Consider the following 15,789-nt stretch of genomic DNA (forward strand, 5'->3'; position numbering starts at 1 on the left):
TGCGGGGGACGCGACCGACGACGGCGGGGACGCGGACATCGATCCCGCGCTGTTCGCCGAGCCGCTGTTCGGCGACGACAACACCGGCGACGACAATGACAGTGCCGCCCACGACAGTGCCGCCCACGACAGTGCCGCCCGGAACGACGAGAAAGGGGAGTGACGATGGCAGCCAAGGACCTGCAGATGATCGCCGACCGGTGGATGATGGAAAGCCGCCGCCTCGTCAACTGGGGATCGTATGAGGGGTACCACGAGTTCCGGCCGTCCACGGACCGGGACATGCCGGTCACCCTGCTCGCCGGAGCCAGCGAATCCGGCAAATCCACGCTCGTCGACGCGCAGAACTCGCTGCTGTACCCGACCGGCACCCCGTTCAACAAGGCGTCGAACTCGGGACGCTCCGAACGCAGCGACTACACGTACCTGCGCGGCATGGTCGGCGTGGGCGGCGGTGCGGACGGCGACGAGCCGATCTACCTGCGCGGACGCGACGGCAACGGCTCTCCGCAGGCAGTGTGGGGCGCCATCGTCGACACCTACCGCAATCAGGTCACCGGCCAGGTGCTCTCCTGCGGCAAGTTCATGTACCTCATGCCCGGCGACGGCCGCGGCGACGTGCGCCGCCAATACGTGGTCTGGGACCGGCCGATGGACCCGCGGCTCATGGACGAATACCGGCGCTCGCCGTTCACGCCGTCACAGTTGAGGACCGTGTACGACCAGTGCCTGGTCTTCCCCAGCGCGGATGCGTTCCACGAGCACATCTGGTCGGTCATGGGCCTGACCGCCGAGGCCTGCCGCCTGCTGGCGCGCATCCAGTCGGCCGACGCGCCCTCACGGCTCGACGACATCTTCAAGCAGGGCGTGCTCGGCGTCCCCGAAGCATTGGGCCTCGCCCGTGACATCGTGGCCGACTACGACCGGTATGCGGAGAACTTCCGCAGCATGGAGGAGAAGACGCGCCGCATGACGCGCCTGCAGGCCATCCGCGACGGATACGGACGCTACGAGGAGGCCAGCCGGCGTGCGGGGACGCTCGCCTCGGTCGACCCGCGCACCCCGTCGGGCAAGGCGACGGTGCGGCGGTGGGCCATCCGGGCCATGGCCGACGAGGTGCGCGCCCAGCTGCCTTCGGACCGTGCGGCGCTCGGCGCCTACACGGATCAGGCTGGTTCCGCCCGACGTCGTGCCGAAGAGCTGCGCGGGCGCATCGAATCGATCCGCGACCGCATGCGCAGCGCGGACGGCGGCGACCTCGCCCGGCTGGAATACGAGCGCGACGCGGCGAAGCGCGCGCTGCGCGACGTGCAGGAGTCCCGTGAACGCGTCAGGCAGCGTTTCGAAGAGGCGGGACAGGACATGCCCGCCGACGCGCAGGCATGGGAGCAGGCCCGCATCGAGGCCGTGAACTTCACCCGCTCCTGGCAGCGGCGTACGGAGACGCTGGAGACGAAGCGCAACGAGGCGTTCACCGCCCGGGCCGAGGCGCAGGCGGAACTGGACAGGCTCAGCCGCGACTACGAGCTCCAGCAGGCCCAGCGCACGCGCATCACCCGGCAGATGGACGAATCGCGCGCCATGCTGTGCCGTGCCGTCGGGCTTTCCCCCGAGGACATGCCGTACGTGGCCGAGCTCATGGACGTGCGCGACGGCGAGGAACGATGGCGGCTGGCCATGAACGTCGTCTATGCGCCGATCAGCCAGACGATACTGGTGGACAGCCGTTACGAGCGCGGATTCGCCGCGAAGGTGAGCGCCATCGACCCGTACGCGATGAGCAGGCGCACCTGGCGTTTCGTTGACACGACGCCGGGGGAGCGGCGAGGGACGGCCGAGACCGCCGAGACGGCGCATGACGGCGGCGACGGGTGGATGTCGTCGAAGCTGCGGTTCCGCGAGGATTCGCCGTTCGCCGGCTGGTTGCGACAGCAGACCGGCGGCGAACGGTACGACGCGTTGTGCGTCGATGCCATCGACGACACGGACAGGGACGATCGTCAGGTGCAGCCGGACGGTCAGATCAAATCCGGCGACCGCGGGCAGTACGGCGTCAGGGACCGTGCGCAGGTCATCGGCTTCGTCAACGAGGAGTATCTCTCCCAGCTGCAGGATCGCATTGCGCGCGCCCGGAAGACGGTGGACTCGGCGCGACGAAGCTACGAGGACGCCAAGAAGGACGCGCTGCGCCTGCAGGCGGAGCATGAGCTGGCGAAACTGCTCGCCTACACGTCATGGGACCGCATCGACGTGGACGAGGCGCGGCGCCAGGTCGGCGAGCTCGACGAGGCGATCGAGGCGGCTCGCCGCGGATCGAAGGCCACCGGCCTAGCCGAGATGCGCGACGACATGGCCGTGCAACTCGCGCAGGCCGAACATCTGCAGGCCGAGGCGGAACGCCATGCGGCCGACGCCTCCGCAGCGGTCGAGGCGGCCGTCGCCTGGCTGCAGTGGGCGAACGCGGCCGACGACGATCCGCAGACTGTGACGTCGGTGGGCTCGGCATTGTCCGAGACCGCGGACACGGCGCTGCGCGAGTCTTACGAGCGTATGATGTCCGGCATGCCCGACGCGCAGACCCGCGCCCACATGATCATCGGCGCCGGGGCGGCGGCGTCCAAGCCGCGGCGTGACGACGGTGACGCCGGGATGGCGGCCACCGCGTTCGCCGAACGTGCCATCACCGGCATCGGCGACGATCTGGCCGGCCGCATCGCACTGCTCGACGGCGCCGCCGACAACGCGCGCAACGCCGTCGAGATGCTCATGGCCGCCTACATCCGCGAATACGCGGCAGACGACGACTCCCTGACCGCCGACGTGGACGACTACCGGTATTATCTCGACGAGCTGGAAGGCCTGTCGCATCTGGCCGCGGTCGACGCCACCGGCGACGAGTACCGGCGATGCCTGGACCAGCTGCGCATGAGCCTGCTGACCGTCAAACGAGCCATCGACACGGACGCCGGCGACATCCGCGACCAGCTCGACCGCATCAACCGCATGCTCGACGGCCAGCAGTTCGGTCCACGGCACGGCAGCCTGTCGCTGCACGCCGACGTGCGCCGTCCCGAGCAGGTCTTCGCCTCTCAGCTCAGGCACGCCATCACGGTCCTTGACGACTGGAAGACGGCGTCGGCGGCGGTCGACGAGAGCCCCGACACCGGCAGCGGCGGCGATACGGACGGCATCCGGGAATCGAAGCGGGCGTTCGCCGCGATCGCCCCCATGATCGAGCTGCTGCGTCACGAGCTCGCCCAGGTCAAGGACATGAACGGCGTGAAAAGCTACGGTGCGCGCAACCTCGACCCGCGATGCCGCTCCTCGTTCTACGCGCTCGTCCATCACAAGGACGGCGTTGACGAGCGCATCACCTCGACCGGCGGACGCTCCGGCGGCGCATTGCAGGAGCTCACCTCGTTCGTCTACGGCGCGGCGCTCATCTACCTGCTCGGCGGTGGCATGGAGCAGCGGCTGCGGCCGTCGTACACCACGCTGTTCCTTGACGAGGCGCTCATCAAGGCCGACGGCCGCTATACCAAACGTGCGCTCGGCGTGCTGCCCAGACTCGGCTTCCAGGTCATCGTCTCCGCGCCGGAAAGCAAGACCGGCGAACTGCTGGAACTGTCCACCAGGGCGTACGTGACCTACAAGGACCCCGACACCGGATTCACGTCGCTGCGCGAGGCGAGCCTCGACACGGCGCAGGACACGGATGGCGGCGACGCCGGCGACGACACCGGCTCCGACATCGGCGGCGACGCCGACCGATGAGCGAACCGGCGGACGGCGGTGGCGTTTCGGCGCCATCCCCGTCCGCCGCGTCAGCCTCAGGGGTTGATGCGGCTGCGGATCTCGGCCATCAGGCCGATGCCGCGGCGGCTCGCGTCCGGCTTACGATAGGCGCGCAAGCCGGACGCGCGGCGTACGTGAACGACGCGCACGGGCGGCATGGATATCAGGGGAGAGGACATCATGGGTTTCATCAGCAGCTTTTCCGCACCGTTCCTCGTGTCGGTGGCGTTATGGCCGTTCGCGTCGTTCCTGCTGACCGTACCGGTGCTGGCGATGCTCTACCATCGCGACAACCGTCTTGGTTTCGGCGCGGCGTTGTCCGCCTACGGCACAGTGCTGTACGCGATCGGCCTGTTGTGCTTCACCCTGTACCCGATGCCCGCCGAGCCCGCGGCCTACTGCGCGACCCATCACCTCACCCCGCAGCTCGACCCGGTGCAGTTCGTCGCCGACATACGCTCGGACGGCGTCACGGCCATCCTGCAGATCGTCATGAACGTCGTGTTCTTCATGCCGCTCGGCTTCATCGTCCGCCGCGTGTTCCGCCGGCACCTGCCGACTGCGCTCATCGGAGGCTTCCTCGCCTCGCTCATGGTCGAGACCCTGCAGCTGACCGGCCTGCTCGGCATCTTCCCCTGCTCGTACCGCCTGTTCGACGTGGACGACCTCATCTGGAACACGTCCGGCGCGCTGATTGGCTACGCGCTCGCGCTCCTGTTCGACCGGATCTTCCCGCAACGGCAGGCCGATACGGCGACCGTCACCCAACCGGGGTTCGTACGCCGGTTCATCGCCTTCCTCATCGACTACGGCCTGGCCATGCTCTGCTCGCTGCCGATCGTCATCGGCGGCGACGCCCTGTACACGATGGCCACCGGCGAGCGCATGGGTCGGATCATGCTCGCAGGCGGCGCGCTCGGCTCAGTCGGCTACGCCCAGCTGGTGATGCTCGCCATGCTCGCCGTCTTCGAGCTTATAATCCCATGGCGCCGGCAGGGCAGCACGCTCGGCGGCAGCTACACGCACATGACCTGCGAGACGAAAACACGGTCCGGCTGGCGGCGAGCTGCGTTCTATGCGGCCAGGTTCGCGGTGATCTGCTGCGTCGTCTTCGGCGGCGACGTGCGCTACTCCGGCCTGGTCGTGATCGCCGTCCTCGTGTTCTGGTTTATCAGGCACCGCATGCCCTACGACCTGATCTGACGGCGTTCGCGCCGCCGTGCGCCTGCGCACCCGGCTTCAGACGTCGCGGACGCCGCGACTATAGTGGATGGCGAACGTGCGGCGAACGCACGACCATCCCATGAGGCAAGGAGCGCATCATCATGGCCGAAACAACCCCGGACACGGCAAACAGCACGACAGGCGGCACGGCCGCGAAACCGGCCACGGCCGCGAAACCGGCCACCCTGCCGGAACCTTACGAGAAAACCACCCGGCACAGCCTGACCATCGACGGCCGGGAGCTGCGGTACACGGCGACCGTCGGCACGCTGCTCATCGACACGCCGAAAGTGAAGCCGGCCGCCAGCATCTTCTTCACCGCATTCACCCTGCTCGACGGCGACGGAACCGTAGACCCGAACCGTCCCGTCACCTTCATCTTCAACGGCGGCCCCGGCTCGTCCACCACGTTCCTGCTCATGGGATCCATCGCCCCCAAGCGCATCGACGTGCCCGACGCCGCCCCCGTGCCCGCCGCGCCGTACCATCTGGCCGACAACCCGCACACGCTGCTGCCGAGCAGCGACCTCGTGTTCATCGACGCCGCCGGAGCCGGCTTCTCCGAGATCCTCGACGCCGCCAAGCCCGAACTCTGGTCGGTCGACGGCGACGTGGCCGGATTCAGCGCGTTCATCCGGGCATACGCGAGCAAATACCACCGTTGGAACTCGCCCAAGTACGTGCTCGGCGAATCGTACGGCACCACGCGCGGCGCGGCGCTCGCCTACCGGCTCCAGCAGGACGGCGTCGCGCTCAACGGCATCACGCTCATCTCCAACATCCTCGACTACGCGTACACGCTCGACACTTCCGACCAGTTCTACATCGGCTACTTCCCGACGTTCGCGTCCGTCGCCAAATACCACGGCCGTGCCGCCGCCGACGTCGAACTCGCCGACCATCTGCAGGCCGCCCGCGCGTTCGCCAACGGACCGCTGCGCCTGGCGCTGGCCGCCGGCGCCTCGCTCGACGACGAGACCAAGCGCCGCGTCGCCGCACGCTACGCCGAACTGACCGGACTGGACGCACAGTACGTCTACGATTCCGACCTGCGCGTGGTCGACATGCGCTTCCGCAAGCAGCTGCTGCGCGACGAGGAACGGATCGTCGGCCGCTACGACGGCCGCGTCGCCGGATACGACCTCGACCGGATGAACGACGAGGAGACGTTCGTCGTCGACGACGCCTACCTCGACCCCGCATACTCGAGCCTGTGCAACGCCTACCTGCGCGACGAACTCGGCTGGGACCGCACGCCCGAACGCGTCGGATTCGCCGACTTCGACTGGAACGCCACCGAACCGGGCAAAGGCTGGACCTGGTGGCACAAGCAGCCCGACATGACCAAATCCTCATGGGGGCAGAACATCCCGTTCCCCAACGTCGTTCCCGACCTCGCCGCCGCCATCGCCCACCAGCCGACGCTGAAGGTGCTGCTCGGCAACGGCGTGTACGACCTGTGCACCCCGTTCGGCCAGACCGAATACGACATCGACCATCTCGGCCTGCCCAAGCTGCTGCGCGGCAACATCGCGTTCGCCTACTATCCGGCAGGGCACATGCTGTACTCCAACCCCGAGAGCCTCGCCAAGTTCTCGGATGACCTCAAGCGGTTCTACGCCGCCGACGTCGCCGGACTGCGCATGATCGACGAACGGCCTGCCGCACCCGTGCCGGACATCCGCCTGTAGGGCGGTGAGGGACCATGACGACAGGTGGCGGCCGGAACGATTAGGATGATTCCGGCCGTAGCGGCTCGGCTGAAGGGAGCATGATGCGATGAAGAAATCCATCAAACGGAAGAATGAGATGGAGAAGGCTCAGCGTGCCGTTGCCTGCGAGTGCATCGCAGTGTCCCAAGCCGCATCCGACCCGTTCGGATATTACGCCCGGATGCGTCACCGCGTCAGACGGTTCATCCTGCACGTCGGACCCACGAACAGCGGCAAGACCCATGACGCATTGCAGTCGCTGATGGACGCCGGCGACGGCGTATACCTTGCTCCGTTAAGACTGCTGGCGTTGGAGACCGGTGAACGGCTGCGGGCGCAGGGGCTACGCTGTGACATCATCACCGGAGAGGAGCGTTCCATAGAATTCGGCGCGACGTTCTCGTCACGGACCGTCGAAATGTTCGACACGGAACGCTCCTACCGGTGCGTGGTCATCGACGAGGCGCAGATGATCAGCGATCCTCGGCGCGGCGGCGCATGGACACGGGCCATCCTCGCGGCGGATGCGCCGCAGATCCACATCTGCATGGCCGACGAGGCGCTCGCGCTGGTCACCCGGCTCATCGCCATGTGCGGCGACGACATCGAGATTGTGCGGCATCGGCGGGCCACCGGGCTGAGCGTGGAACCGGAACCGCTTGACGGCGATCCGATGCCGGATGATGCGCTCATCGCGTTCGACCGCACCGATGTGCTCGAACTCGCCGCATCCATCGAGGCGAGGGGCATCCCGACCGCCGTGATTTACGGGGCGCTGCCATGGCCGGCTCGCAGAGCCGAAGCGAAACGCTTCGCCACAGGGGAGGCTGAAGTCCTCATCGCCACCGACGCGATCGGCATGGGCCTGAATCTGCCGATCCGCCGTGTCGTCTTCACGGCGACGACAAAGTACGACGGAAAGGCCAGCCGCTCGCTCACTACTGCGGAAATCAAACAGATAGCCGGGCGTGCCGGCCGGCGCGGTATGTATCAGCAGGGGTTCGTCACCTCGACCTGCCGGGCGAACGACTGGCTGCGACACCGGCTGGAAGAGCAGGTGCGGCCCCTGACGGCGGCGCGACTGGCGTTCCCGCAGGAGCTCGGCATGGAGACCGCGGTGCCATTGACGCTGCTGTTGAAGGTCTGGGCGAAAACGCCGATGAGCTACGACATGTTGCGCCGTATCGACCTGACCGGCCCCATCACCATCGCCACCATGCTCGAGGGAGTGGGCGCTGGAAGCGGCACCCGCTTCCCCTCCGACCGGCAGACGTTGCTGGGCATGGCGTTCCTGCCGGTCGACCCGCAGCGCGACCTTGATGAGGTCATGGCGCTGTACCAAGGACTGAAACGCAAAACGCACCCCCTGCTGCCCGGAGGCGGCGCATGGGCGCATGACTACGACACCGGCGAGCCGCGCTCCCTGATACGACTGGAGCGTCTGCTGCGCACGCTCGGCATACGATTCGCTTTTGCCCGCAAACTGAACATCATGGACCGCGCGATGGAGGAGCGCTTCGCCGCTACGCGTATGCGCCTGGAGCATGACGTGATTGTCAAGGTGACGGGGTCCAAGGCGGCGTTGCTTGAACGACGCCTCGCCGATGAGGACGAATGGAACGTCCGAGACGAGCATGGCGTCTGGCGGTTTTGATGCGACACCCCGGCTGACAGGCCGAGGATCCGCGTCAGAACCTCGCCGATGCCGCGTCAGATCAGCACGCCATCGCAGTGGTCGACCTCATGCTGGATGATCTGCGCGGTGAACCCGTCGAACGAGGCCGTGAACTCGCGAAAACGACGGTTCTGATACGTCACCGTGATGCGACGGTACCGGGTAGTCGCCCGCTCGCCGTCCAACGACAGGCAGCCTTCCTGCGTCTCATACGGTTCGCTGCGGGCGATGATGCGCGGATTGAACATCGTCATGTCCCGGCCGATCGACTTGTCGCGGAACACGATGATCCGCTTGGACACGCCGATCATGTTCGCCGCCATGCCGACGCAGACCTCACGGTTCGCGGCCAGCGTGTCCGCAAGGTCGACGGCCGTGGACAGGTCCGCTTCGGTGGCCGGCACGGAGGGCTGGCTCAGGAACTCCGGATCGGTCACAATCTTCCGTTGCATGATGTGGTCCTTTCATACGAATGCGATGCAGAACACGTATGGTAGCAGCCGCCGCGTTCCGACTACAGTTCGGCCTGCTCCCACTGCGAGGGCAGCGGGATATGCCGCGTCGGGGTGATGCAGGCGAGCACAAGGCCGGCCGTGGCGCATACGACGACCAGCATCATGACCGCGCGGAACCCGAAGCCCGGAGCCTGCAGCAGCCAGCCGACCAGCGCCGGCGTGAGCGCGCCGGGAACGCCGATGGTCGTCTCGAACACGGTGGAGACGCGACCCTGCATGTCGTCTGGCGTGCGGCCGAAGATGAAGCCGAGCTCGCCGGCGTTCAACGCGGGGAACAACAGCGACGTGCAGCCCATGCAGGCGACGACCACCACATAGGAGCTGGTGAACAGCAGCGGGATCATCGCGGCAGTCAGCACGGCGAACGCGAGGATGATGAGACGGCCGGTCGGGATATGGTCCACCAGCCATCCGGCCATCAGCGAGCCGATCAGGGCGCACGCGCCCGTGGCGGTGCCGACCAGGCCGATGAGCGCCGCGTCCGTGCCATGCTGGGCGAGCATGATCTGTACGCCGACGATGCTGCCGTAGCAGGCGATGTTCACGACCGCGCCCTGCGCAATCGCCGCGAGAATGGTCCTGCGTGACAATGTCCAACGCCAGCCTTCTGCGAACTGCGCGAGGAACGACGGCGCGGCTTCCTGCCGATCGCCGTCGCCGGACTGTCCGGTCTCCGTTCCGGACTGCGGGGATCGTTTCGGCAGCACGGCAGCAGTGACGGCGGCAATCAGGTACAGCACGGCCGAAGCGAGGAACGTGCACCAGCCGGCGACCCGGTACAGCAGGCCGCCAATGGCGCCGCCGGACAGTTCCACACACGATTCGCGCGCTTCGCGGATCGCCTGCGCCTTGGCGAACCGGTCCATCGGCACCAGCGACTTGAGCATCGCGTCGTTGGACGGGCCGAGCAGGCCGTTCATGACGGCGAACAGGGCGACCAGCACGGCGAACATGACCGTGGTCATGGTGCTGGTCGCCAGCAGCGCGGTCGTCGCCGCGGACAGCAGCATGCCGGTCACACCAAGAGCGATCATCAGGCGGCGGCGGTCATGCCTGTCGGCGATGGCGCCGCCGACGGACATGAGGACCAGTCCGATCGTGGATTCGACGGTGACGAGCAATCCGGCGACGAACGGCGAGCCGGACAATGCGAGACCGACCAGGGGAATCGCGAACGTGCGCAGGCTGACGGCGACCACATCGGCCGTGTCCGCGGCGAACCAGTTGCGATACGCGCGGATGCGCCACAGGGAACGGGGATGGGTGTCGGGGGAGTGGGTGGGAGAAATGGTATCGGTGTTCATGGTGAAACTCGGTTCATGATCATCCCGGAACCGCGATGCGCTGGGTGCCTGAAGGCTGGGGCAACCAGGCTGTGCGAGTCGATGCTGGCGCTCGCGGTGCGGGATTCGTTCTGATGATTCGCATAACGACATGTCACGCGGGCCGAACGGCCGGCGCGACGGAAGAAACAGACGGACGGCGATGCTGCCGGCCGTACTAGTCGTATGCGAAGGAAATCAGAACGTTGTACATGAAAGTCTCCTATGACCGATGATGCGGGTGCGTTGTGGTGGATGGCTGGTTGCCGTCACTCGCGACAGCATTGTTATGGCTTATGATACTCCGCCGCAAAGCGGCAAAACGCCATGATCCGGCATTTCACATACTGCCGCCTGCGACGAGGACGTACATGTATGCGGCACGCGCGGCTGACCGCGGCACGGCCGGCTGCGCGGACGGGCGTGCCGCGCGACATTCCGCGGTCGATTCGCCAGGTCCGTCGTCGAGGTTGCCACAACTTGCACGAAACGGCCTGATGGGCGAGTTGTGGCACGGCAGCTTGCCACAACTCGACAAAATGGGCCGTTCGTGCAAGTTATGGCAAGGAATCGGCCGGTTTGAGGGGTGCCGGGCAAAGGAGCCGTGCCACGACTCGACAAAACAGGCCTTTCATGCAAGTTGTGGCGATGCATGCGGGCAGGTTGCATGCGGAATGCGTGCAGATCGACGGCAAGGCCGACGCGGGCAGCTCCTTTCATGTCACCCTGCTCGCCCGTGCACGGTGATACAGGTGCGAAACTCCAGTATTTGCAAGGGGTTTCGATGACGCGTCACTACGCTCGGGCGGGCAGCGTGACGCAATGGATGCCACGCCGTCGATCAGGGATTACGGCAGGCAACCGGACTGAGCAATGCCAGCGGCATCGATTATTGTCAGGGCGCCTGTGCGTTCAATCGATTGTGCGTTTGCCGCATTCTCCTCACTGTCCGACAACTGGCCGAGGACCCGTGACGAGCGTGAATGAATTCCCTCGGATTCGCGACGGCATCGGGGCAGGAGCATCATCGACTGGATGCGGAGACAGTGACTTATGGCGACTGTGCGCGGGCATGATTAGTAACGCAAACCGACGGTCTGATTTCCATGACGACAAACAGGGGAGCACCAGGCATATGCTGGTGCTCCCCCGGACTGTCAATCTGGCGCCTCAAGCGGCGAAACGTCGGTGGCCGGACGCCGTCACTTGGTGAACGGCGCGGACGCCTTGTCGAGCGTGGCGATCTCATCGGCGGTCAGCTCGAGCGAGACCGAATCGAGCAGCGCGGGCAGCTGTTCGGGCGTGCGCGCGGAGGCGATCGGCCCGGCGACCTGCGGACGGTGACGCAGCCAGGCGAGCGCGACCGTCGCAATCGCCACGCCGTGCGCCTTGGCCACCGCGTCGAGCGCGTCGACCACGGCGAAGCCGTCAGCGGTCAGATAGTCGGCGACCATGCCCTGACGCGCCTTGCCCTCCGCGTCGGAGGCGGAACGGTACTTGCCGGTGAGGAAGCCGGCGGCCAGCGAGAAGTACGGGAACACGGCCAGGTTCTCACGCGCGGCCACGGGTGCGAGCGTACGCTCGTAGTTGCCGCGGGTGACGAGATTGTAATGCGGCTCCAGCGCGACCGGCAGCGCGTAGCCGTGCTCGCGGGCGATGCGGAACCATTCCTCGATGCGGTCGGCCGTATAGTTCGAAAGGCCAACCGCGCGGATCTTGCCTGCCCTGACCAGCTCGTCGAACGCGGCGGCCGTCTCCTCGAGCGGCGTGGACTTGTCGTCGAAGTGCGCGTAGTACAGGTCGATGACGTCCGTGCCCAGCCGCAGCAGCGACTCGTTCGCCGCGGCGATTACGTTGTCATGCGACAGCCCCTTGTACTGCGGGTGTTCGCTCACCTTCGTGGCGACGACCACCTTGTCGCGGTTGCCGCGCACGGCCAGCCAACGTCCGAGGATGATTTCGGACTCGCCGCCCGCGTTGCCCGGCGCCCACGCCGAATACACGTCGGCGGTGTCGATGAAATTGCCGCCGGCCTCGACGTATTCGTCCAGCACCTTGCGGCTGGTCGCCTCGTCGCTCGTCCAACCGAACGTGTTGCCGCCCAATACCAGCGGGAACACCTCCAGGTCGCTGCCGCCAACCTTCACACGCTGATCGGTCATGATGCCGTCCTTTCCTTGCATGTTGCCGTGCCTATGAAATCGTTGTGATGCGCACCGCCCAGACGCCGGACATGAGCCGGCCACCCAAGCAGGCCAAGAACCGTGGCCCTCGCAGTCGCATCTCCACCATTCTCCCGCGCGTGGGCGGCCGCAGACGAGCCCATTCCGCTCACGGCTGAGAGGTCGGGGCGACGTACGACCATGGTTGCGCGAGCAACGAATCCAACAGGCGAATAGGGGGAGTGCGGCATGTCGTTGACGACCGAACAACGTAAGGCGACCATCCGTGAGTTCCGTGAGAACATGACGTTGCTGGGATTGACCGCGGAACGGATCGGCGCGGATTTCGGGGTTCCCGGCGAGACCGTCGAGCGCATCGTCGGACTGCGGTCCGGCGTGCTCGAATACCCGTGGATCATCCGTCGCTACCTGCTCGACAAGGCCGCTGTCGCGGGCGTGCAGCCGGTGCCGTTCAGCGCGTTGCGCGGCGACCCGCATGACTATTGGTTCCTGGACGACCGGATCATCGACGCGAACCGGATTGATTGAGCCGGCGTCGGCGGTGATACGCTGACGGCATGTGCAGATGCTTTGCGGCCGACCTGGACTGGGATGCGATCGCCACACGGTTCGACGTGGGTGAGGGACAGGCCGATTCAAGTGCCCTTCCGCAGTCGTCATACAATCTTCAACCAAAGCAGACCATCGGCATCGTCGCCCAGGACACCGGCGGCCGGCGTCACCTTGCCGGCGCCTACTGGTCGCTGATCCCCGCGTGGAGCGGCGGCAAGGAACTGCCATACCCCACGTACAACGCGCGCGTCGAAACGGCGTGCGACAAGCCGACGTTCGCGGCCTCGGCCAAGTCCATGCGCGCGATCATCCCCGCCTCCGGATACTACGAGTACCATGGCCGCCGACCGTACTACTTCCACGCGCCGGACGACGCGCCACTGCTCATGGCAGGACTGTTCTCCTGGTGGCGTCCCCCGCGCAGCCGGCTCCCGTGGCTGCTGACCGCGACGATCCTCACCTGTCAGGCGGTGGCAGGTCCGGCCACGGTCCACGACCGTATGCCCCTGCTTGTACCGCATGACATGACCGCCGCATGGCTCGACCGCACGGTCGACGGCGCGACGTTGGTCGCGGACATGCAGGCAGGCGGCGTCGAACTGTCACGAAGACTCGCCTTCCACGAGGTCGCCGCGTTCGGACCGGCGGACAACGGGCGCTCGCTGATCCGACCGCTGCGGCAGGTTGCTGCGCCGAGCCTGTTCTGATGTGGTTCAATCCGCGGGATTACGGTCCGGAATGGTTACTATATCCTGTGATACAGCAATATGAGCGGCGAGGCGGTGAGTATGTACGACAGCGAGCGGTTCAGCCTCGCCATAGTGGACAATGATCAGTTGACGCTGAAGATGCTGATGCTGCTGATTCATCGGGAGCTTCCCTTAGTTGAGATACCGTGGGCGTGCCGTCGTGGCCGGGATGCGATTGACCGGTGCCTATCGGCCGGCTCCCGGCCGGATGTGCTGCTGGTGGACATGTCACTGGAGGGATTGAGCGGCGTCGAGGTGTGCCGTCAGGTTCGTGCGGCGACGGCCGATGTCGTGTTGATCGGCGTCACGTCGTTTTCGCTGGAGCATTACGCGGCCGACGCGCTGGCCGCGGGCGCGCAGTGTGTGATGGACAAGGCGCAGGTACCGGATATCTGCGACGCGGCGGTCGCGCTGGTCAACGGGCGCACGCCGCGCACCCGGTACGTGTCGGAGCTGGCCGCCGTCCAATCGCATGCGTTGCTCGCGAAGCACGACGAGACCGACGCTGATGACGGTTCCGCTACGCGCCCTGCGATTGCAGCCGTGGCTGTCGCGTCGTTGACTGATCGCGAACGTGAGGTCATGCGATTGTGCGCGCAGGGCCGCAGTTCGCGTGAAATCGGCGAGCTGCTTGGCGTTGGCGAGTCGTCGGTGAAGACGTATGTGATGCGTGCAGCGAGGAAACTGGGCGCGCGGAATCGGACGCAGGCGGTGGCCGAATGGCTGATGTTGCAGAATTAGTTCGTCGTGCGCGCGAGCGTGTCCGTGCGGCTGGCGTGGGGCCGGTCATGTGGTGCGTCGTGTTGTTGTCCGCCGGGCTGACGGTGTTGGAGATGTTCGAGTATCCCGCGCAGCTCGTGGCGACCACGGTGCTGACGGTCGTGCACATCCTGTGCCTGCTGGTGCTGCCGTTCTATCCGTTGCCGATGAGCGTGGCGATCGCCGTCACGTATGTGGCGTGCGCGTTTCTGCCGGATATGAGCGGTGCAAGCCTGTTCTATGGCATGTGGGTCGCGTTGGCGGCGGTCGGCCGGTATGGAAGGTCACGATGGTGGTGGCTGATGCCGCCGTTGATCGCCGCAACGCGGTGGATGGTCGCGGCTCGCGCCGGCATCCCGTTCGGCGACTACGTGATACTGCTGGTGTCGTTCTTCGTCGTGTATGCGTTCGGCTGTGCGATGTCATGGAGGGCCACGGCCGTGCAGGCGGAACAGGACCGGTTGCGCTACGAACGGGAGCGCGATCGGGTGGAGGCCATGCGCCGCGACGCGCGGGCCGCGAGTCGGATCCACGACGCGGTGACGAGCGATCTCGCGTACATGGCCATGCGCTTGGACTACGAACGGTCACGTGCGACGAACAATGAGCAACATGCTGCGCTGTTCGATGACCTGTATCAACGCACGATCGACACGCTCGGCGAGGTGCGCACGGTCATCAACATGCTCGACGGGAACGGTGACGGCGACACTACGCGTACCGGCGACGATATCGAAGCCGGAAGTTCAACTGCAGCGTCTTTGTCTTGTGCATCGTTTCCCGAGTGCGTTCGCGACGTATTGGAACACGGCGACCGGTATCTTGCTCAACTTGGCTTCACCGGCGACTCCACGATGATCGACAACCTGCCAGAATGCGAGCCAACGGATGCGGACAGCGTCATTCGCGAGCGAGAATCCGCCGTAATCGATCTGTTACGTGAGCTGTACACCAATATCGCCGTACATGGAGAACCCTCTGGTGAATATCGGGTTGTCGTACGCCGCGATAGCGATGGCCTAGCCGTCGATCAAGTCAACGACATCGCCACGCAATCTCTATTGCCAGACAAGCCTCACTCCGGCAAGGGACTGCCCCTGCACCGCGCGCGATTCGCCACTCTCGGCGGCTCAATCAATACATCCGCCGAAGACGGCACGTGGATTCTGCACGCAACCTTGCCATCCGATTCGTCTCAACAGTAAGACCAGCAGACCTACGATTCCGGACCTCCCAATCCCACTGTCATGCGATTGCTTGACAACATGTTGCACGTGCGCACGATGCGGGTCACTATGGAAGT

Annotated in this window: 12 protein-coding genes; 8 read left to right on the top strand and 4 right to left on the bottom strand. The window is 65.9% G+C overall.

The genetic code is table 11. The features are described from left to right. Positions 1 to 165: 165 nt before the first annotated feature. Positions 166 to 3,774: an ATP-binding protein gene (locus tag F7D09_RS02675; RefSeq protein WP_152233888.1), complete on the top strand. Its 3,609-nt coding sequence runs from the start codon at positions 166 to 168 to the stop codon at positions 3,772 to 3,774. A 56-nt stretch (positions 3,775 to 3,830) separates the two neighbouring features. Here F7D09_RS02675 and F7D09_RS11065 read toward each other — a convergent pair whose 3' ends face one another. Next, entirely contained in the window at positions 3,831 to 3,977 is a 147-nt protein-coding gene (locus F7D09_RS11065) for a hypothetical protein (protein ID WP_193312291.1), read from the bottom strand. Between F7D09_RS11065 and F7D09_RS02680 the strand changes: the two genes are divergently transcribed. The 3 genes from F7D09_RS02680 to F7D09_RS02690 all read left to right on the top strand — a co-directional run bounded on the left by F7D09_RS02680 (position 3,976) and on the right by F7D09_RS02690 (position 8,385). Then, positions 3,976 to 4,998 (top strand): VanZ family protein, encoded by a 1,023-nt coding sequence (locus tag F7D09_RS02680; protein WP_152233889.1) that lies wholly within the window; start codon positions 3,976 to 3,978, stop codon positions 4,996 to 4,998. The two genes, F7D09_RS11065 and F7D09_RS02680, sit on opposite strands and share 2 nt — an antisense overlap. Before the next feature lie 122 nt (positions 4,999 to 5,120). Beyond that, the gene (locus tag F7D09_RS02685; RefSeq protein ID WP_152233890.1) at positions 5,121 to 6,710 is read left to right on the top strand and encodes a S10 family peptidase; all 1,590 of its coding nucleotides are present in this window, start codon (positions 5,121 to 5,123) and stop codon (positions 6,708 to 6,710) included. An 88-nt stretch (positions 6,711 to 6,798) separates the two neighbouring features. Further along, positions 6,799 to 8,385, top strand: a complete 1,587-nt coding sequence (locus F7D09_RS02690) for a helicase-related protein (protein ID WP_152233891.1) — start codon at positions 6,799 to 6,801, stop codon at positions 8,383 to 8,385. Between the two features lie 56 nt (positions 8,386 to 8,441). Here F7D09_RS02690 and F7D09_RS02695 read toward each other — a convergent pair whose 3' ends face one another. The 3 genes from F7D09_RS02695 to F7D09_RS02705 all read right to left on the bottom strand — a co-directional run bounded on the left by F7D09_RS02695 (position 8,442) and on the right by F7D09_RS02705 (position 12,405). Next, positions 8,442 to 8,858, bottom strand: a complete 417-nt coding sequence (locus F7D09_RS02695) for a peptide deformylase (RefSeq protein WP_152233892.1) — start codon at positions 8,856 to 8,858, stop codon at positions 8,442 to 8,444. Between the two features lie 62 nt (positions 8,859 to 8,920). Further along, a complete protein-coding gene (locus F7D09_RS02700; protein WP_193312292.1) occupies positions 8,921 to 10,225 on the bottom strand; it encodes an MFS transporter in 1,305 nt (434 codons plus the stop codon). Positions 10,226 to 11,445: 1,220 nt separating this feature from the next. Beyond that, positions 11,446 to 12,405, bottom strand: coding sequence for an aldo/keto reductase (locus F7D09_RS02705; protein WP_152233894.1), 960 nt, complete (start codon positions 12,403 to 12,405; stop codon positions 11,446 to 11,448). Between the two features lie 249 nt (positions 12,406 to 12,654). Here F7D09_RS02705 and F7D09_RS02710 point away from each other — a divergent pair, with 249 nt between their 5' ends. Genes F7D09_RS02710 through F7D09_RS02725 form a run of 4 tightly spaced genes read left to right on the top strand, consistent with a single transcriptional unit; the run spans position 12,655 to position 15,691 of the window. Next, positions 12,655 to 12,954, top strand: coding sequence for a DUF2316 family protein (locus F7D09_RS02710; protein WP_152233895.1), 300 nt, complete (start codon positions 12,655 to 12,657; stop codon positions 12,952 to 12,954). Between the two features lie 29 nt (positions 12,955 to 12,983). After that, entirely contained in the window at positions 12,984 to 13,685 is a 702-nt protein-coding gene (locus F7D09_RS02715; RefSeq protein ID WP_152233896.1) for an SOS response-associated peptidase, read from the top strand. 60 nt (positions 13,686 to 13,745) lie between these two features. Then, positions 13,746 to 14,468 (top strand): response regulator transcription factor, encoded by a 723-nt coding sequence (locus tag F7D09_RS02720; protein WP_152233897.1) that lies wholly within the window; start codon positions 13,746 to 13,748, stop codon positions 14,466 to 14,468. After that, positions 14,447 to 15,691, top strand: a complete 1,245-nt coding sequence (locus F7D09_RS02725; RefSeq protein ID WP_152233898.1) for a sensor histidine kinase — start codon at positions 14,447 to 14,449, stop codon at positions 15,689 to 15,691. The genes F7D09_RS02720 and F7D09_RS02725 overlap by 22 nt, the downstream gene beginning before the upstream one ends. The last annotated feature ends 98 nt before the right edge of the window (positions 15,692 to 15,789 follow it).

This window comes from Bifidobacterium leontopitheci (assembly GCF_009193355.1).
Lineage (GTDB): Bacteria > Actinomycetota > Actinomycetes > Actinomycetales > Bifidobacteriaceae > Bifidobacterium > Bifidobacterium leontopitheci.

Bases quoted from the DNA above. Each gene is read 5' to 3' on its own strand.
- F7D09_RS11065 (WP_193312291.1), bottom strand. From the start codon at position 3,977: ATGATGTCCTCTCCCCTGATATCCATGCCGCCCGTGCGCGTCGTTCAC.
- F7D09_RS02720 (WP_152233897.1), top strand. From the start codon at position 13,746: ATGAGCGGCGAGGCGGTGAGTATGTACGACAGCGAGCGGTTCAGCCTC.
- F7D09_RS02675 (WP_152233888.1), top strand. From the start codon at position 166: ATGGCAGCCAAGGACCTGCAGATGATCGCCGACCGGTGGATGATGGAA.
- F7D09_RS02680 (WP_152233889.1), top strand. From the start codon at position 3,976: ATGGGTTTCATCAGCAGCTTTTCCGCACCGTTCCTCGTGTCGGTGGCG.
- F7D09_RS02685 (WP_152233890.1), top strand. From the start codon at position 5,121: ATGGCCGAAACAACCCCGGACACGGCAAACAGCACGACAGGCGGCACG.
- F7D09_RS02710 (WP_152233895.1), top strand. From the start codon at position 12,655: ATGTCGTTGACGACCGAACAACGTAAGGCGACCATCCGTGAGTTCCGT.
- F7D09_RS02690 (WP_152233891.1), top strand. From the start codon at position 6,799: ATGAAGAAATCCATCAAACGGAAGAATGAGATGGAGAAGGCTCAGCGT.
- F7D09_RS02700 (WP_193312292.1), bottom strand. From the start codon at position 10,225: ATGAACACCGATACCATTTCTCCCACCCACTCCCCCGACACCCATCCC.
- F7D09_RS02705 (WP_152233894.1), bottom strand. From the start codon at position 12,405: ATGACCGATCAGCGTGTGAAGGTTGGCGGCAGCGACCTGGAGGTGTTC.
- F7D09_RS02725 (WP_152233898.1), top strand. From the start codon at position 14,447: ATGGCTGATGTTGCAGAATTAGTTCGTCGTGCGCGCGAGCGTGTCCGT.
- F7D09_RS02695 (WP_152233892.1), bottom strand. From the start codon at position 8,858: ATGCAACGGAAGATTGTGACCGATCCGGAGTTCCTGAGCCAGCCCTCC.
- F7D09_RS02715 (WP_152233896.1), top strand. From the start codon at position 12,984: ATGTGCAGATGCTTTGCGGCCGACCTGGACTGGGATGCGATCGCCACA.